The 16,531-nt window shown below is 66.5% G+C and carries 16 protein-coding genes and 2 tRNA genes; 10 read left to right on the top strand and 8 right to left on the bottom strand.

Annotated features, from left to right (window positions below; translation table 11 throughout):
• Window positions 1-74 precede the first annotated feature (74 nt).
• From FBX97_RS25975 to ispB, 3 genes are all read right to left on the bottom strand, one after another.
• A tRNA-Pro gene (locus FBX97_RS25975) sits at window positions 75-151 on the bottom strand.
• Window positions 152-184: 33 nt separating this feature from the next.
• Window positions 185-261, bottom strand: a tRNA-Pro gene (locus tag FBX97_RS25970).
• 52 nt (window positions 262-313) lie between these two features.
• Window positions 314-1,303, bottom strand: coding sequence for an octaprenyl diphosphate synthase (ispB, locus tag FBX97_RS25965; protein WP_141838239.1), 990 nt, complete (start codon window positions 1,301-1,303; stop codon window positions 314-316).
• A gap of 265 nt (window positions 1,304-1,568) precedes the next feature.
• On the opposite strand from ispB, the gene rplU reads away from it, so the two are divergent.
• The 5 genes from rplU to proB all read left to right on the top strand — a co-directional run bounded on the left by rplU (window position 1,569) and on the right by proB (window position 4,993).
• Complete coding sequence (gene rplU / locus FBX97_RS25960) at window positions 1,569-1,880, top strand: 50S ribosomal protein L21 (RefSeq protein WP_036230184.1); 312 nt, start codon at window positions 1,569-1,571, stop codon at window positions 1,878-1,880.
• A 40-nt stretch (window positions 1,881-1,920) separates the two neighbouring features.
• The gene (gene rpmA, locus FBX97_RS25955) at window positions 1,921-2,202 is read left to right on the top strand and encodes a 50S ribosomal protein L27 (RefSeq protein ID WP_141838237.1); all 282 of its coding nucleotides are present in this window, start codon (window positions 1,921-1,923) and stop codon (window positions 2,200-2,202) included.
• A gap of 120 nt (window positions 2,203-2,322) precedes the next feature.
• Window positions 2,323-3,435: an Obg family GTPase CgtA gene (cgtA, locus tag FBX97_RS25950; protein WP_141838235.1), complete on the top strand. Its 1,113-nt coding sequence runs from the start codon at window positions 2,323-2,325 to the stop codon at window positions 3,433-3,435.
• 1 nt (window position 3,436) lies between these two features.
• Entirely contained in the window at window positions 3,437-3,847 is a 411-nt protein-coding gene (locus FBX97_RS25945; protein WP_141838233.1) for a DUF4345 family protein, read from the top strand.
• A gap of 18 nt (window positions 3,848-3,865) precedes the next feature.
• Window positions 3,866-4,993, top strand: coding sequence for a glutamate 5-kinase (gene proB, locus FBX97_RS25940; RefSeq protein WP_141838231.1), 1,128 nt, complete (start codon window positions 3,866-3,868; stop codon window positions 4,991-4,993).
• A gap of 6 nt (window positions 4,994-4,999) precedes the next feature.
• Here the strand turns inward: proB and FBX97_RS25935 are convergent, their stop codons facing one another.
• Both FBX97_RS25935 and FBX97_RS25930 read right to left on the bottom strand, forming a co-directional pair.
• The gene (locus FBX97_RS25935) at window positions 5,000-5,572 is read right to left on the bottom strand and encodes a hypothetical protein (RefSeq protein WP_141838229.1); all 573 of its coding nucleotides are present in this window, start codon (window positions 5,570-5,572) and stop codon (window positions 5,000-5,002) included.
• Window positions 5,573-5,661: 89 nt separating this feature from the next.
• Window positions 5,662-7,194 (bottom strand): hypothetical protein, encoded by a 1,533-nt coding sequence (locus FBX97_RS25930; RefSeq protein WP_141838227.1) that lies wholly within the window; start codon window positions 7,192-7,194, stop codon window positions 5,662-5,664.
• Window positions 7,195-7,415: 221 nt separating this feature from the next.
• Here FBX97_RS25930 and FBX97_RS25925 point away from each other — a divergent pair, with 221 nt between their 5' ends.
• From FBX97_RS25925 to FBX97_RS25910, 4 genes are read left to right on the top strand one after another with little or no spacing between them, the layout of a single operon-like run.
• Complete coding sequence (locus FBX97_RS25925) at window positions 7,416-8,855, top strand: UbiA family prenyltransferase (protein ID WP_141838225.1); 1,440 nt, start codon at window positions 7,416-7,418, stop codon at window positions 8,853-8,855.
• Window positions 8,843-10,147: an FAD-binding oxidoreductase gene (locus FBX97_RS25920; protein WP_255517644.1), complete on the top strand. Its 1,305-nt coding sequence runs from the start codon at window positions 8,843-8,845 to the stop codon at window positions 10,145-10,147. The genes FBX97_RS25925 and FBX97_RS25920 overlap by 13 nt, the downstream gene beginning before the upstream one ends.
• Window position 10,148: 1 nt before the next feature.
• Complete coding sequence (locus tag FBX97_RS25915; RefSeq protein ID WP_141838223.1) at window positions 10,149-10,898, top strand: SDR family NAD(P)-dependent oxidoreductase; 750 nt, start codon at window positions 10,149-10,151, stop codon at window positions 10,896-10,898.
• Window positions 10,899-12,950 carry a hypothetical protein gene (locus FBX97_RS25910; RefSeq protein WP_141838221.1) on the top strand — a complete coding sequence of 684 codons (2,052 nt, stop codon included), beginning with the start codon at window positions 10,899-10,901 and terminating at the stop codon, window positions 12,948-12,950. It begins immediately after the preceding gene.
• A gap of 10 nt (window positions 12,951-12,960) precedes the next feature.
• Here FBX97_RS25910 and nth read toward each other — a convergent pair whose 3' ends face one another.
• Both nth and rsxB read right to left on the bottom strand, forming a co-directional pair.
• Entirely contained in the window at window positions 12,961-13,632 is a 672-nt protein-coding gene (gene nth, locus FBX97_RS25905; RefSeq protein ID WP_141838219.1) for an endonuclease III, read from the bottom strand.
• Between the two features lie 6 nt (window positions 13,633-13,638).
• Complete coding sequence (gene rsxB, locus FBX97_RS25900; protein ID WP_141838217.1) at window positions 13,639-14,334, bottom strand: electron transport complex subunit RsxB; 696 nt, start codon at window positions 14,332-14,334, stop codon at window positions 13,639-13,641.
• Between the two features lie 217 nt (window positions 14,335-14,551).
• Between rsxB and FBX97_RS25895 the strand changes: the two genes are divergently transcribed.
• Complete coding sequence (locus FBX97_RS25895; protein WP_141838215.1) at window positions 14,552-14,992, top strand: RcnB family protein; 441 nt, start codon at window positions 14,552-14,554, stop codon at window positions 14,990-14,992.
• A 118-nt stretch (window positions 14,993-15,110) separates the two neighbouring features.
• Here FBX97_RS25895 and FBX97_RS25890 read toward each other — a convergent pair whose 3' ends face one another.
• The gene (locus FBX97_RS25890; protein WP_141838213.1) at window positions 15,111-16,346 is read right to left on the bottom strand and encodes a polyhydroxyalkanoate depolymerase; all 1,236 of its coding nucleotides are present in this window, start codon (window positions 16,344-16,346) and stop codon (window positions 15,111-15,113) included.
• Window positions 16,347-16,531 lie beyond the last annotated feature (185 nt).

Below are 16,531 nucleotides of genomic sequence, written 5' to 3'. Positions count from 1 at the left end.
CCGCGGTACCGATGCCGGCGCAGAAAACAAAAAAGCCAGATCACCGAAAGGTCGATCTGGCTTCTGGAATTCTGTGGTCGGGGTGAGAGGATTCGAACCTCCGGCCTCTACGTCCCGAACGTAGCGCTCTACCGGGCTAAGCTACACCCCGACTGGTCTTGAGTACTGCTGAGGGGAAAACGGATGGTCGGGGTGAGAGGATTCGAACCTCCGGCCTCTACGTCCCGAACGTAGCGCTCTACCGGGCTAAGCTACACCCCGACTGGTTTGAGATTCGTTGCCGAAATCTCGGGAAGGCATGATTTTAGTTGTCTTAATGGTTCCTGTCAACAGCGAAGCTGCAGAGCTGGAGGAGGCTGTCCTTGTACTCGCTGTCCGGCAAATCGGCGATGGCGGCCTTGGCGCGGTCGGCCGCGACTTCCGCCTCGCGGCGGGTGTAATCGAGGGCGCCGGTGCTGCTGACCGCGGCGAGGACGGCGTCGAAATGGGTCTCGTCGCCGTTTTCGATGCAGCTGCGGATCAGTTCGCGCTGTTCCGCGCTGCCGTTCTCCATCACGTAGATCAGGGGCAGGGTGGGCTTGCCTTCGCGCAGATCGTCGCCGACGTTCTTGCCGATTTCGGTGGCGTCGCCGGCGTAGTCGAGTACGTCGTCGATCAGCTGGAACGCGGTGCCCAGCGAGCGGCCGAATTCGCCGGCGGCTTCGATCTGGCTGTCGTTCGCGCCCGCGATCAGCGCACCCAGCTGGGCCGCAGCTTCGAACAGCTTGGCGGTCTTGGAGCGGATCACGGTCAGGTAGCTTTCGCGCGTGACGTCCGGGTCGTGCATGTTCAGCAGCTGCAGCACTTCGCCTTCCGCGATCACGGTGGTGGCGCGCGACAGGATCTCCATGATGCGCATGTCGTCCAGGCTGGTCATCATCTCGAAGGCGCGCGAGTACAGGAAGTCGCCGACCAGCACCGAGGCCGCGTTGCCGAACAGCGCGTTGGCGGTCTGGCGGCCGCGCCGCATCGAGGACTCGTCGACCACGTCGTCGTGCAGCAGGGTCGCGGTGTGGATGAATTCGACCACCGCCGCCAGTTCGTGGTGGCCTGTGCCGCGGTAGCCGTAGGCATTCGCCAGCAGCAGCACCAGCACCGGACGGATCCGCTTGCCGCCGGCACTGATGATGTACTCGGCAATCTGGTTCACCAGGGCGACGTCGGAATGCAGCCGCTGTCGGATCACCGTGTTGACGGCCCCCATGTCGGTGGCGATCGTGCGGGTGATGGGATTCTGTTGGGCGGTTTGAATGGCGGCGGACAAGGCAGACCTGCGTGAGGAAGAATGCGGTTTGGATTTGTTAAGTGCCGTGATTATACGACAAGCAAGGCAATTCAGCGGTTTTCCGCATGGATGGGAAGGGCAAGGGAGCAGCCTGATGAGCAGCTGCGACAGCGGTGTGTGCAGCCACCACAGCCGTTTTGACACGGCGCAGCAATGCGGATATAATCCTCTGTTCCCTGAGCCTTGAGGGCTGTCTGACTCGGTTCAGCTGGAAAATTTTTTAACAATTAATGAGGTTTCAATCATGTACGCGGTCATAAAAACCGGTGGCAAGCAATACAAAGTTGTCGCTGGCGAAAAACTCAAAGTAGAACAGATACCGGCAGACATTGGTTCCGAACTCACTATCGATCAGGTTCTCGCCGTTGGCGAGGGCGAGAGCATCAAGTTTGGTGCTCCGCTGGTGGAAGGTGCTTCGGTTCGCGTGACTGTTGTGTCGCACGGTCGTCACGACAAAGTGCGTATCTTCAAGATGCGTCGTCGTAAGCACTACCAGAAGCGTCAGGGCCATCGCCAGAACTACACCGAAATCCAAGTGGTTGCGATCAACGGCTAATTGCCGCGCGCCCATTCTTTAGTCAGCAAGGAGCATCTAAATGGCACACAAAAAAGGTGGCGGTACTACCCGCAACGGCCGTGACTCAGAAAGCAAACGCCTTGGCGTGAAAGTCTACGGCGGCCAGGCAATCAATGCCGGCGGCATCATCATGCGTCAGCGCGGTACCACGGTTCGTCCGGGCACCAACGTCGGCCTGGGCAAGGATCACACCCTGTTCGCACTGGTCAACGGCACTGTCAAGTTCGTCAAGCAAGGCGTCGGCTCGAAGCAGTTCGTGACCGTCGTTGCTGCTCCGGCAGCCGAAGCAGTCGCAGCGTAATTAAAGGACCGCGCAAGCTGTCGTGCAATGCACGGCGGGTGCGCGCGGTCCCCTTAAGGCGAAAGCCTTAGAATTAAGGCTCTGCCATCGGTAGAGCCTTTTATTTTTGGTGGTCTCATCATGAAGTTTATCGACGAAGCAAGAATCGAAGTCATCGCCGGCGACGGCGGCAACGGCTGCGCCTCGTTCCGCCGCGAAAAGTTCCGTCCGTTCGGCGGCCCTGACGGCGGCGACGGCGGCAAGGGTGGCTCGATCTGGGCGATCGCCGACCGCAACATCAACACGCTGGTCGACTTCCGTTTCTCCAAGGTGCACACGGCGCGCAACGGCGAACCGGGCCGCGGCTCCGACTGCTACGGCAAGGGCGCCGAGGACGTCACCCTGCGCATGCCGGTCGGCACCCTGATCATCGACGATAACAATGGCGAGATCATCGCCGACCTGACCGAGCACGGCCAGGTCGAACTGCTGGCCAAGGGCGGCGAGGGCGGGTGGGGCAACATCCACTTCAAGACCTCGACCAACCGCGCGCCGCGCCAGAAGACCGAAGGCAAGGACGGTGAGCGCCGCTCGCTGCGCCTCGAGCTGAAAGTGCTGGCCGACGTCGGCCTGCTGGGCATGCCGAACGCCGGCAAGTCGACCTTCGTCACCGCCGTCTCGAACGCGCGTCCGAAGGTGGCCGACTACCCGTTCACGACCCTGCACCCGAACCTGGGCGTGGTCCGCGTCTCGCACGAAAAGAGCTTCGTCATCGCCGACATTCCCGGCCTGATCGAAGGTGCCGCCGAAGGCGCCGGCCTGGGTCACCAGTTCCTGCGCCACCTGAGCCGTACCGGCCTGCTGCTGCACATCGTCGACCTGGCCCCGATGGACGGCAAGACCGATCCGGTCAAGGAAACCAAGGCGCTGGTCAAGGAACTCGAAAAGTACGACGAAGAGCTGCTCAACAAGCCGCGCTGGCTGGTGCTGAACAAGCTCGACGTGGTGCCGGAAGACGAGCGCAAGAAGGTCGTCAAGGACTTCGTCAAGAAGATGGCCTGGAAGGGCCCGGTGTTCGAGATCTCGGCCCTGAACCGCGAAGGTTGCGAAGACCTGGTGCACGCCATCTACCGTCACCTGGAAGAGATGCGCCACGTGGAGCAGCGTTCGGAAGAAGTGCAGATGACCGCGGAAGCGCGCGGCATTTCGTCGATCGATCCGGACGACCCCCGCTTCAAGATCCTCGAAGACTGATTTGGTCTTCTCCGAAGCCACCCGCGCACGCCTGCGCACGCAAGTGCTGCAGGCCACGGCCACCGTCTGCTCGCTGGCCGCGTTCTCGGCCATGCTGAACCCGGACGTCGTCGCGACGCGGCTCGGACTGTTTCTCGTCGGCGTGAACGGCTACAGCCAGTTCTACGCCATCTATGTCGGAGTGCGCTTCGCTACCGCGTTGCTGGCTCTGCTGGCGGCGAGGCGGGGCGACCAGCCCATCCTCGGCGACCTCACCGCACTGTTCATCCTGGCGCAGCCGGTCGGCCGCCTGGTCGCGGCGTTTGCGATCGGCCTGCCTCAGGGTGTATTGTTGGCCATTTGCGGGATCGAATTGCTGGCCGGCCTCGTGCTGCTGGCATTGCGTCCGTGGGGACGCCCGCTCCTGTCCTGAGTTCGCATCCACTTCGACATGACCACCCTCCAATCCGTTATCCAAGCTTCCGGCCGCATCATCGTCAAGGTCGGTTCCTCGCTCGTCACCAATGAAGGCCGCGGCCTCGACAATGCCGCGATCGCGCGCTGGGCCGCGCAGATTTCCTCGCTGCGTTCGCTCGGCAAGGAAGTCGTGCTGGTGTCGAGCGGCGCCATCGCCGAAGGCATGCTGCGCCTCGGCTTCACCAGCCGCCCGACCGACATCCACGAACTGCAGGCCTGCGCCGCCTGCGGCCAGATGGGCCTGGCCCAGATCTACGAAACCAGCTTCCGCACCCACGGCGTGAAAACCGCGCAGGTGCTGCTGACCCACGCCGACCTGGCCGACCGCGAACGCTACCTGAACGCGCGCTCGACGCTGACGACGCTGCTGCGCCTGGGCGTGGTCCCGATCATCAACGAGAACGACACCGTGGTCACCGACGAAATCAAGTTCGGCGACAACGACACCCTCGGCGCGCTGGTCGCCAACCTGATCGAGGCCGATGCCCTGGTCATCCTCACCGACCAGAAAGGCCTGTATTCCGCCGATCCGCGCAAGGACCCGCAGGCGCGCCTGATCGAGCAAGCGCAGGCCGGCGATGCATCGCTGGAAGCGATGGCCGGCGGTGCCGGCTCCAGCATCGGCAGCGGCGGCATGCTGACCAAGGTGCTGGCCGCGCGCCGCGCCGCCCGTTCGGGCGCCCACACCGTGATCGCCTGGGGTCGCGAAGACAACGTGCTGGTGCGCCTGGCGCAGGGCGAGGCGATCGGCACCCAGCTGACCGCGCCGACCGCGCGCCTGACCGCGCGCCGCCAGTGGATGGTCGACCACCTGCACACGGCCGGCGAGCTGGTGCTGGATGCGGGCGCCGTGCAGAAGCTGGCAAAAGAAGGTAAATCGTTATTACCGATCGGCGTGGTCGCGGTGCGCGGCGAATTCGGGCGCGGCGCACTGGTTACCTGCAAGGGCGAGGATGGCCGCGAAATCGCGCGCGGCCTCACCAACTACACCGCCAGCGAAGTCAAGCGCATCATGCGCCATGCGTCCAGCGAGATCGAACAGATCCTCGGCTACGTCGAGGCGCCCGAGCTGGTGCACCGCGACAACCTGGTCCTGCTCTAAGCCCGCTCAGCCGGCCGGGGCCGCAGCCGGCGCGGGCGCGTCGCGCAGCAGGCGCACTTGCCCGGCCGAGACGGTGCCCATGCCGGGGTGGAAGGACACGCGCAGCGCGCCGACCTCGCGCACGTTCTGCATCGTCTGCTCCAGCCGGACGTAGTCGCAGCCGCCCGGCGCCGACAGCTGGATGCCGAGCCAGGCCAGGTGCCAGTCCCCCTTCGCGTCGCGCACTTCGACCTTGTCGAGGTCGTGGAACGCCTTTGCGCTCAGCGCCAGCTGGAAGGCGCGTGCCTCCACCGGCGCATCGAGCGTGAATTCCATTCCATCCTTGTTCCCCGGCTGCGGCGCGGCGTGCGGCGCGTCTGTCCAGCTGCCTTCCGCATCCTTGGCGCTGCCCAGCGTGCACTTCACCGGCACCGTGGCCAGCTTGCGCGCCACCGTCGCGACTTCCAGGCGCGCGGCCTCGGCCGCCTTGCGGCTGGCCTCGGCCGGATCGGGAGCGGGCTGGGATTTGCCCGAACAGGCACAGAGCAGGGAAGCGAGGGCGAGCAGGGAAACGTGGGGGCGGAACTTATTCAGGGGCATGGTGATCGAGGGTGTCGTGCTGGATTGCAAGCTGCAAGCCTAGCATGTCCGGCGCAGTTCAACATGTACAAGTTTCATACGGAACGACGTCAGTACACCCGCATTCCACCGCGTCCGTACAGCAGAATCGTGTAGGCGCCGCAGCGTACCCGTGCCAGCGGCGGGCCGTTGATCGCTTCCAGACGCGCCGCCGGGATGTGGTGCGGCGGTGGCGCATCCGGGCCGACCAGGGCGAAATCGTAGGCCGGGCGGAAGTAGCGTTCGCTGGTAATCCAGGGCAGTTCCTCCAGCGACGCGATGTGCTGGGCCAGCACGATGCCGCTGCGGCTGAAGCGCTGGAACGGCTTGGCGTCCCAGTACTGGGCGACGCCATGATGCAGGTCCATGCGCGCCAGCGCGCGGTCGAGGCAGGCGTTGTCGGCGGGGTAGTAGGCGGTCTCGATCGGGTGCGCCTGCCATTGGCGCGCGGTCGCCATGCCGATGCCCAGTGTGAACGCGCATGCGCCCGCAAGCAACAGGGCCGGCGCGCGGCGCGCGGGCAGCAGGTGCGCCGCCACCATCGGCGCCAGCAGGATCGGCCAGCACGCTGCCGGGATGAAGTAGCGCGCCGCGACCGGCAGCGGAGCCAGCGGCAGCGACACCGCCAGCGTAGCCGTCGCCGAGACCAGCCAGAACACCAGCAGCCAGGCCAGCGCCGGCGGCAAACCGAAGGGATCGCGCCGCCGCGCCAGCCTCACGGCGCAGGCCAAGGCGAAGGCGGCGCAGGCCAGCCAGCCCAGCACCGCCAGCGGCAGCGCTTGCCACAGGTCCAGCCCGATGCCCGCCAGGTCGTGCAGGTTGGCGGCAAGGCGGCCTGGGTCGAGATGCACGTCGTAGCGGGTCGGATGCGCGACCAGCAGCCGGTAGCCGACGTGGCCGAGCAGGGCGGACATCACTGGCGTCCACGCCACCAGCAGGCGCTGGCGCCGGCCTGGCTTGCCGCGCTCGAGCAGGATACGGGCGCTCGCGGCGCCGGCCAGCGGCAGCGCTGCCTGCAGCAGGAACAGGCTGTCCGACAGCGTGCCGACAAACGCCAGCAGGCACGCCGCCCCCAGCGCCGCGCGCGAGGCGCTCGCCTCGAAGCGCAGCAAGGCCGCCGCCAGCAGCACCGCAGCGAGGAAGCCGCCGAAGTGGTAGGCATTCGACAGCAGCAGCACGAAGGGTTCCCGGCCCGATGCGGCCAGCCAGGCGAACAGCGTCAGGCTGCACGCGGCCGCCGGCAGCACCGCCCTGGCACCGAGCGCCCGCGCCAGCAGCGCCACCGCGCCGGACAGCAGCGCGCACTGGAGGACGCCGAACACGATGATCTGGTAATAGGAGGTCGGCGCCATCCACCACGCTGCCAGGTAGAGCGGGTAATCGGGAAAGAAGTAGGGCGCCGGTGTCAGGTACCAGTCCGACAGCCGGCCGCCGCGGGTCAGCAGGTCGTCGAACAGCGTCGGCAGATACAGGGCATCCGCGTTAAGCAGCCCGGCGCGCAAGGGATGGCCGCTCAGGTAGCACACGGCCAGGCAAGCGACGGCAAAAGCCGGAAGCAATAGCGGGAGTAACAGCGTCAGCGAAGCGGCGGTGCGGATCGGCATGGCTGGCCTCGGCGGATGGTCATCGTGCGGTGCCGGGAGTGTACAAGAGACGCGTACCGGGCCGGCAGTGGGAATGTCCTGAAACGGCAGCGATCGCGCGGCAGATCAAAAGATGACCCTGGATGCTTACCTATAATGCTTAAGCTTTGTTAATACTTTTGCATTATTTTAAGCGCCTCGAATAGCCGAGTACGCTTCTTCTGCAGGATTTCATCGTGACAATGGCTCCATTGATCGTTGACCTGGACGGGACGCTGGTGCACACCGACCTGCTGCACGAATCGGCGCTGCGGGTGTCGCGCGACCGGCCGTTCGACGTCTTGCGCATCCCGCTGTGGCTGCTGCAGGGCAAGGCGGTGCTCAAGCGCAAGCTGGCCAGCCGCGGCGCCGTCGATGCCGCACTCCTGCCCTACAACGAATCGTTGCTGGCCTGGCTGAAGGAGCAGCGCGCCGCCGGCCGCCGCCTGGTGCTGTGCACCGGTGCAGACCGCGTGTTCGCGGATGCAGTGGCGGCGCACCTGGGCGTATTCGACGAGGTGCTGGCCGGCGACGCCACCATCCACCTGGTGGGCCACGACAAGGCCGAGGCGCTGGCGCGCCAGTACGGCCACGGCGGCTTCGACTACGCCGGCAATTCCGCGGCCGATCTCAAGGTCTGGCGCCGCGCGCGCAAGGCGATCGTGGTCAACGGCGCCCGCGGGCTGGCCGGCAAGGCGGCGGCGCTGTGCGGCGTCGAGCGCGAGTTCCCGGCGCCGGCGCGGGGCGTCAGGGCCGCCGTCCCGGCCTGGCGCCAGGCGCTGCGCCTGCACCAGTGGCTCAAGAACGTGCTGCTGTTCGTGCCGCTGGTAGCCGCGCACCAGGTGTTCGACCTGGGCCACTGGCTGACGCTGGCGCTGGCCTTTCTGTCGTTCAGCCTGTGCGCCTCGACCGTCTACATCACCAACGACCTGCTCGACCTCGACAGCGACCGCGCCCATCCGCGCAAGCGCCTGCGTCCGTTCGCTTCGGGCGCGCTGCCGGTCCGGCACGGGGTGCTGGCGGCGCCGCTGCTGCTGGGGGCCAGCCTGGCGCTGGGTGTGCACGTGGGCGGCAGCTTCCTGCCGTGGCTGCTGTGTTACTTCCTGCTGACCTGCGTGTACTCGCTCGGCGTGAAAAAAATGATCCTGCTCGACTGCATCGCGCTGGCGATGCTGTACACGCTGCGCATCACGGCCGGCGCCGCCGCGCTGTCGCTGCCGCTGTCGTTCTGGCTGCTGGCGTTTTCGGTGTTCCTGTTCCTGTCGCTGGCCTTCGTCAAGCGCCACGCGGAACTGCAGGTGCAGGCGCTGTCCGGCCGCCACAAGGTGCAGGGGCGCGGCTACTACACCAGCGACGAGCCGCTGGTGCTGAACCTGGGCGTCGCCGCCGGCTATGCGTCGGCCGTGGTGCTGGCGCTGTACCTGAACAGCGACAAGGTCGCTGTGCTGTACCGCCAGCCGGAAGCCGTGTGGGGCACGGTGCCGGTGCTGCTGTTCTGGATCAGCTGGATCTGGATGCAGGCGCACCGCGGCCACATGCACGACGACCCGGTGGTGTTCGCCATGAAGGACCGCGCCAGCCGCCTGGCCGGACTGGTCTTCGGTGCCGTGCTGGTGATCGGTGCGCTCGGATGGCCATGGTAAAAGTCGCGTCGTGGGGACGCCTCGGCAGCCACGCGCACGAGCTGGTGGCGCTGCACGACCGCGAGCGGGCCGCGCACCGAATCGAAGCCGACGGGGCCGGCCTGGCCCAGGGCAATGCGTGCAGCTACGGCGACGTCTGCCTGAACCCGGGCGGCCGCCTGTGGCGCACCACGGGGCTGGACCGCTTCATCGATTTCGATGCGGCCGGCGGACGCCTGCGCTGCGAGGCCGGCGTGCTGCTGCGCGACATCCAGCGCATGAGCCTGGCCCATGGCTGGCTGCTGCCGGTCACGCCCGGCACCCAACTCGTCACGGTCGGCGGCGCCATCGCCAACGACGTCCATGGCAAGAACCACCACCGGCTGGGTTCCTTCGGCAACCATGTCCTGTCCCTGCGCCTGGCGCGTACCGACGGCAGCGTCATCCATTGCGGTCCGGCGCACCGCGCCGGCTGGTTTGCCGCCACCGTCGGCGGCATGGGCCTGACCGGGGTGATCGTCGAGGCCGAGTTGCAGTTGCGCCGCGTGAGCGGTCCCTGGCTGGTCACCGACACCATCCCCTACGGCAGGCTCGACGATTTTTTCCCGCTGGCCGACGCTTCCGAAGCCGGCTGGGAACATACCGTGTCCTGGATCGATTGCCTGTCGGGCAGCGGGCGCGGCCTGTTCCTGCGCGCCAACCCGGCGCCGATTCCTGAATCCGGTGCCCGCGTAGAGCGACAGCCGCGGCGCATGCCGGTCACGCCGCCGGTGTCGCTGGTGAACGGCCTGTCGCTGCGGCCCTTCAACGCCGCCTATTTCCACCTCGGGCGCCTCAAGCAGCGCCGTACGATCGCCCACTTCGAAGCCTACGGCTACCCGCTCGACGGGCTGCACGACTGGAACCGCATGTACGGCCCGCGCGGCTTCTACCAGTACCAGAGCGTGGTGCCGCGCGCCGGCGGCCAGGACGCCACCCGCGCGATGCTGGCGGCGATCAAGGCGTCCGGCCAGGGTTCTTTCCTGGCGGTGCTGAAGACCTTCGGCGAGCGCGACAGCATCGGCATGATGAGTTTTCCGCGTCCCGGCGTCACCCTGGCGCTGGATTTTCCCAACCGCGGCGCGTCGACGCTGCGCCTGTTCGAACGGCTCGACGCCATCGTGCGCGAGGCCGGTGGCCGCCTGTACGCCGCCAAGGATGCGCGCATGCCGCGCGCCCTGTTCGAGGCAGGCTACCCGCGCCTCGCCGAATTCCTGCCTTACCGCGACCGCGGCATCAGCTCGTCGATGTCGCGCCGCCTGCTGGGGAGCTGACATGCCTGATTCGCCACGCCGCATCGTGATCATCGGTGCCACCTCATCGATCGCCGAACATTGCGCCCGGCTGTGGGCGGCGCCCGGCGTGACCCTGACGCTGGTCGGGCGAGATGCCGGCCGCCTCGAGCGCGTCGCCGCCGACCTGCGCGTGCGCAGCCCCGGCACCGAGGTGCGCACCGCAAGCGGCGACCTGCTCGATGCGCGCGCCATCCGCACCCTGGTCGACGCCATCGTGGCGCAAGGGATGCCGGACCGGGTCCTGATCGCGCACGGCATGTTGCCCGACCAGCAGGCCTGCCAGCGCGACCTCGGCGCCGTCTCCGATGCCCTGCAGGTGAATGCGCTGTCGCCGGTGCTGTTCGCCGAAGCCTTTGCCGGCCACATGGAACACAGTGGCGGCGTCATTACCCTGATCGGCTCGGTGGCGGGCGACCGCGGGCGCCGCTCCAACTACGTCTACGGCGCCGCCAAGGGCCTGGTCACGCGCTACGCGCAGGGCTTGCAGCACCGGCTGGCCGGCAGCGGCAGCCAGCTGCGCGTGGTGCTGGTCAAGCCGGGGCCGACCGCGACCCCGATGACGGCCCACCTGCCGCAGCGCGGCCTGGCGCCGGTGGAGGCGGTGGCGCGCCGCATCGTCGACGGCGCGGCCGCCGGCAGCGCGGTCGTCTACGCCCCGGGCAAGTGGGCCGCGGTGATGCTGGTGATCCGCCACCTGCCGGCCTTCGTGTTCAACCGGATGAGCATCTGAATGACGACCGACGCCACCCTCGATGCCGAACCTGCGCAGGCACGAACGCCGCAGCGTCACGCCGCCCGGTCGCGGCGCGCGCTGCGGTTTTTCCTGCTGCTGGTGCTGTTCACGGCCGGCCTGGCCTGCGTCAACTGGGATGCGATCCGCACCGTCAACCACGAATCGAGCGACTTTGCGGCGAACACGCTGCTGGTGCTGGATGCCAAGCGTTTCCAGCTGATCCAAGGCCATTATTCGCGTGTCGGTTTCAATCATCCCGGTCCAGCGCTGCTGTACGTGCTGGCCTTCGGCGAGCTGCTGTTCCACGACTGGCTGCACCTGGTGCCGTCGCCGTTTTCCGGCCAGCTGCTGGCGGTGGATGTATATGATGCCGCCTGGCTGGCCGCGATCGTGGCGATGGTGCGGCGCATGAGTGGGCACCTAAGCGGGCGCATGGTGCCGGCGCTGCTGTTCACCGCGGTCATGTTGCTGGTGCTTGCCTGGAGCGACCGCGCGATCGTCGGCGGCATCTGGTTCCCGCACCTGTTCGTGCTGCCGTACGCGGCGCTGCTGGTGGCGGGCGCGCGCCTGGTGCAGGGCCGCATTGATACGCTCGGCACGCTCGCCGTCGCCGCCGGTTTCCTGTTCAACGGCCATGCCGCCTTCATGCCGATACTGGGCTTGACCCTGCTCATGACGCTGGCCGCCAACCGGGTGCTGGCACGCCGCGAGCCAGAGCTGCGTATCGTGGGCCGCCTGTGGCTGGCGACGCACCGGCGCGCGCTGCTGCTCCCTGCCGGCATCCTGTTCCTGTTCTTCGTCCCGCTCATCATCGCCACCGTCAGGGAGTTCCCCGGGCCGCTCTACGATTACCTGAAGTTCGGCCGCGCCAACAAGGCCAATACGCTGGTCGAGGCGGCACGCTTCGTCGGCGTCTACTGGGGACTCGGCGATGGCGCACCCGCGCGCGGCGCGCTGGCCTGGGGCCTGGCCCTGGCCGCGCTGCTGCTGGCCGGCCTGGGCCGCGTGCCGCCCGCATTTGCGCGCGACGCGCGGGCGCTCGGCATCGTCTTCCTCGTGGCGACGCTGTCGGTGCTGTATTACGCCTGGGCCGGCGTCGACATGCTCGGCCAGGTCTATATTGCGGCCTTCTACTTTGCGGTACCGGCGCTGGCGGCCGGGCTGCTGGCCCTGATCGGCTACGCATCGATCCGCATCCGGGCCAGGGAGGCGATGGCAGCCATGCTGGCGCTGCTGGCCGTGGCCGGCGCCTGGCACTGGCTGCGGGTGCCGCCGGACTACGCGTATTTCTACAACCACGCCAACGTCGCCGCGCTGTACGAACAGGTGCGCCGGCTGCCTGGCCACGGGCGCGTGGTGCTCGACCTGGACCTGGGTCCAAATCCGACCACCCAGGGCGAGGTGTGGGGCAATACGATGGGACTGCTGGCCTATGCCGCACGCCAGGGCGTCGACCTGGCCTGCGTGAACGAAAACTGGCACATCTCCTTCACCCGGCCCAGGCGCTGCCGTCCCGAGGAAGTGGCCGCCGGACGCCGCTACCAGGTGCGCCATACCGATGCGCCCAACCCGGTGCGCGGCGAGCCAGATGCCGAAGCGCAGGGCCTGTCGCTGTTCCGCGCCGGCGCGCCGCCGCGTCCGGTCGCCTGGAACACGGTCGGGGCGCAGCCGGCCTGGTTCAGGCAGATACTGGGGGAGGGCTGGTCGGCGATCGAGGGGGATTCCGTCTGGTCGGACGGGCCGCTGGCCGTGCTGCGCCTGCCAGCCGATCCGCAGCGCGGCCGGATGCTGACGCTGGACCTGGGCAGCTTCGTGCCCGGCTACGGCGCGCGGATCCGGCTGCAGGCGGTCGTCAACGGCAGGGCGGCCGGCAGCTGGACCTTCTATCCGACCGAACGGCGCCGCCGCGTGACGCTCGACCTCGGCCCGGCACCGGGCGCCGCACAGCACATCGTGCTGACGATCGACCAGCCCTTGCGGCCGGTCGACTACGGCATCGGCCAGGATACGCGCCGGCTCGGCATTTCCCTGTACGGGATCCGAAAGTGAGAAGGGGTGCTCAGACGCCGCCGGCCGCGGCCGGGACCAGGCCGGCCGGCGCCGGCGTCTTGTCCTTGTATTCGCACAGGTCGGCGATGATGCAGTTCCAGCACTTGGGTTTGCGCGCCACGCAGGTGTAGCGCCCGTGCAGGATCAGCCAGTGGTGGGCATCCTGCAGGAATTCCCTGGGCACGAACTTCATCAGCTTGCGCTCGACCTCGTCGACGTTCTTGCCGGGTGCGATTTTGGTGCGGTTGGACACGCGGAAGATGTGGGTGTCGACCGCCATCGCCAGCTCGCCGAAGGCGGTGTTCAGCACCACGTTGGCGGTCTTGCGGCCCACGCCCGGCAGGGACTCGAGCGCTTCGCGCGAGCGCGGGACCTCGCCGCCGTACTGGTTCACCAGGATCTCGCAGGTGGCGATCACGTTCTTTGCCTTGGTGTTGTACAGGCCGATGGTCGAGATATAGGTCTTCAGTTCATCCTCACCGAGGTCGAGGATCGCTTGCGGCGTGTTTGCCACCGGGTACAGCTTGCGTGTCGCCTTGTTGACGCCGACGTCGGTGGCCTGCGCCGAGAGCAGCACCGCGATCAGCAGTTCGAACGGTGTCGTGTATTCGAGTTCGGTGGTCGGATTCGGATTGGCGTGGCGCAGGCGCGTAAAAATTTCTTGGCGTTTGGCGGGATTCATCGGGTCTTATTGGTCTTTGTTGTCCAGGGACGGCGGCGCAGGCGGCGTGGCCGCCTTCTGGCGCGCGCGTTCGATGGCGGCGGCGATGATCGCGCGCTTGCGTTCCTTTTCGGCCAGTTCCTCGTCAGTATTGGTCTGCTCGGCCGTGACGGCACGCAGCTTTTCCAGCGCCTTGGCCGCCAGCCGTGCATCGTTTTCTTCCTTTTCGCGCTGCAGGCGCTCGCTGCGGAAGTCGTGGCGTGCGCGGGCGGCGTCGGCCTGTTCCTGCGACCAGGCATCCCAGCCGGTGCGTTCGGTGACGGGCAGCATGCTGATGCAGTCGACCGGGCAGGGCGCCACGCACAGGTCGCAGCCGGTGCACAGGCTCGGCAGGATGGTGTGCATCTGCTTGGCCGCGCCCATGATGGCATCCACCGGGCAGGCCTGGATGCACAGCGTGCAGCCGATGCACAGGGCTTCGTCGATGAAGGCGACCGGACGCGGACGCTCCACGCCGTTGGCCGGATTGATAGGAATGATGGGACGGCCGGTCAGCGCGGACAGGCGCGCCACGCCTTCCATGCCGCCCGGCGGGCACTGGTTGATCTCGGCTTCGCCGCGCGCGATCGCCTCCGCATATGGGCGGCAGGCGGGATAGCCGCATTTGGTGCACTGGGTCTGCGGCAGCAGGTCTTCGATCTGGTCGGCGAGCGTTTTTGTCACGATGTGCCTGTTACAAAGTCTGGCGTTTGCTAAACCGCCATTATCCGCGAAAAGCCGGATGGCGTCGAAGCGCCGCCCGACCGGTTTTTACGTGAGCCAACTAACGTTTCCATCAAAGTCATGCGGGGATTGGCGCCAAAAGTGATGCAACTAACGGAGTGCATCGCATGCATGGTGGTCTACTGAGATGCAAGAAATGAACCTCAAGGAGGATCTTATGAGCAAAAAGAACTTGATCGTCTCGACCCTGGCCGCTGCGCTGCTGAGCGTCACCGCCAGCGGTTTCGCCCAGGACCGCGGCTACGGCGACCGCGACCATGACCGCTACAGCCAGCGCGACAACGACCGCCGCGGCGATTCCCGTAACGACCGCGGCGATTACCGCAACGACCGCCGCGACGACCACCGCGGCGGTGACGGCCGCTGGGACGGCCGCGACAATCGCCGCTGGGACGGCGCCGGCCCGCGCCACGACCTGCGCCGCGGCGGCCGCCTGCCGAACGAGTACCGCAACCGCCAGTACGTGGTCGACGACTGGCGCGGCCACCGCCTGCGCCAGCCGCCGCGCGGCTACCACTGGGTCCAGACCGGCGGCGACTACGTGCTGGCGGCGATTGCCACCGGCGTGATTGCGGACCTGATCATCAACAGCCGTTGAGTCCGAGGGCCGTCCGCTGGACGGCCCCGGCAAGGTGAACCTGATTACGACGGTTTCACACTCAGGCCAAAGAAAATGCCGCGGAATCCGCGGCATTTTTTATTGCGCCAACGACCGGTCAGGCATGCTTCCTGACGAACTCCCCGATCATCGGACAAATGATCTCGCGCCAGCGGCGACCCGAGAAAATGCCGTAGTGACCGCATTTCGGTGCCGTGAAGTGCTGCTGCTTGTCGGCCGGGATGCCGGTGCACAGGTCGTGCGCAGCCTGGGTCTGGCCGGCGCCGGAAATGTCGTCGAGTTCGCCTTCGATGGTGAACAGGGCCACGTTCTCGATATCTTGCGGGCGCACCAGTTGGCCGCCGACGGTCCAGGTGCCTTTCGGCAGGCTGAAGTCCTGGAACACGGTCTTGATGGTTTCCAGATAATACTCGGCCGGCATGTCGAGCACGGCGTTGTATTCGTCATAGAACTTGCGGTGCGCTTCGGCCGAATCGTCGTCGCCGCGCACCAGGTGCTGGTAGAACTCGCGGTGGCTCTGGGCGTGGCGGCCCGGGTTCATGGCGATGAAGCCGGCGTGCTGCAGGAAGCCCGGGTAGACCTTCCGGCCGAAGCCCGGGTAATTGCCCGGCACCGCATAGATCACGGTGTTCTCGAACCACGAGAACGGTTTTTCGATGGCCAGGTCGTTGACGGCGGTCGGCGATTTGCGCGGATCGATCGGGCCGCCCATCATGATCATCGTCTTCGGCAGTTTCGGATCCTTGGCGGTGGCCATCAGGGAAATGGCGGCCAGCACCGGCACGGTCGGCTGGCAGACCGAAATCACGTGCACGTCCGGGCCCAGGTGGCGGATGAAATCCTGGACGTAATAAATATAGTCGTCGAGGTGGAAGGCGCCATCGGACAGCGGCACCATACGGGCGTCGACCCAGTCGGTGATGTACACGTCCTGTTCCGGCAGCAGGGCGCGCACGGTGTCGCGCAGCAGCGTCGAATGGTGCCCCGACAGTGGGGCGACCACCAGTACGGTCGGCTGTTTAAGCGCGGCAAAATCCACGTCCGACATGTCTTTCTTGAAATGCAGCAGCTTGCAGAAGGGCTTGCTGACGACCGTGTGTTCCATGATGCCGACGGTCTGGCCGTCGATCAGGGTCGAATTCAGTTCAAAGGCTGGCTTTTCGTAGTCCTTTCCCAGGCGATACATCAGCTCGTAGCCGGCGGCGATACGTTGTGCGAACGGGGTATGGGCGAAGGGCGAAACCGGGTTCGAGAACAGCTTGGCGGAGGCATCGGCCCACTGCATCAGCGGGTTCAGGAAGGAGCGTTGCATTTCATGCAGTTGGTAGAGCATATGGTTTCCTTCGTGAGAGTGGGCCTTGTGAACCTACTGCTACTCCATTTTCAAGGCCCATACTGTGCGTCAGATCAAGGGTTGCGCATCAGTTTCGTCAATTATAGGGTAATCAGGTTGGCACGAGGCAACATCAAGATTTGTACTTTTCTTCTAATATCCTTATGCAAGCTTGTATCACATTC

Origin of the sequence: Herbaspirillum sp. SJZ107 (assembly GCF_006715485.1) — a bacterium.
Taxonomy (GTDB): Bacteria; Pseudomonadota; Gammaproteobacteria; order Burkholderiales; family Burkholderiaceae_D; genus Telluria.
The sequence above is the reverse complement of the archived record's forward strand: the minus strand, read 5'-3'. Positions and strand labels throughout refer to the sequence as shown.

Bases quoted from the DNA above. Each gene is read 5' to 3' on its own strand.
- rplU (WP_036230184.1), top strand. From the start codon at position 1,569: ATGTACGCGGTCATAAAAACCGGTGGCAAGCAATACAAAGTTGTCGCT.
- rpmA (WP_141838237.1), top strand. From the start codon at position 1,921: ATGGCACACAAAAAAGGTGGCGGTACTACCCGCAACGGCCGTGACTCA.
- cgtA (WP_141838235.1), top strand. From the start codon at position 2,323: ATGAAGTTTATCGACGAAGCAAGAATCGAAGTCATCGCCGGCGACGGC.
- proB (WP_141838231.1), top strand. From the start codon at position 3,866: ATGACCACCCTCCAATCCGTTATCCAAGCTTCCGGCCGCATCATCGTC.
- FBX97_RS25935 (WP_141838229.1), bottom strand. From the start codon at position 5,572: ATGCCCCTGAATAAGTTCCGCCCCCACGTTTCCCTGCTCGCCCTCGCT.
- FBX97_RS25930 (WP_141838227.1), bottom strand. From the start codon at position 7,194: ATGCCGATCCGCACCGCCGCTTCGCTGACGCTGTTACTCCCGCTATTG.
- FBX97_RS25925 (WP_141838225.1), top strand. From the start codon at position 7,416: ATGGCTCCATTGATCGTTGACCTGGACGGGACGCTGGTGCACACCGAC.
- FBX97_RS25920 (WP_255517644.1), top strand. From the start codon at position 8,843: ATGGCCATGGTAAAAGTCGCGTCGTGGGGACGCCTCGGCAGCCACGCG.
- FBX97_RS25915 (WP_141838223.1), top strand. From the start codon at position 10,149: ATGCCTGATTCGCCACGCCGCATCGTGATCATCGGTGCCACCTCATCG.
- FBX97_RS25910 (WP_141838221.1), top strand. From the start codon at position 10,899: ATGACGACCGACGCCACCCTCGATGCCGAACCTGCGCAGGCACGAACG.
- nth (WP_141838219.1), bottom strand. From the start codon at position 13,632: ATGAATCCCGCCAAACGCCAAGAAATTTTTACGCGCCTGCGCCACGCC.
- FBX97_RS25895 (WP_141838215.1), top strand. From the start codon at position 14,552: ATGAGCAAAAAGAACTTGATCGTCTCGACCCTGGCCGCTGCGCTGCTG.
- FBX97_RS25890 (WP_141838213.1), bottom strand. From the start codon at position 16,346: ATGCTCTACCAACTGCATGAAATGCAACGCTCCTTCCTGAACCCGCTG.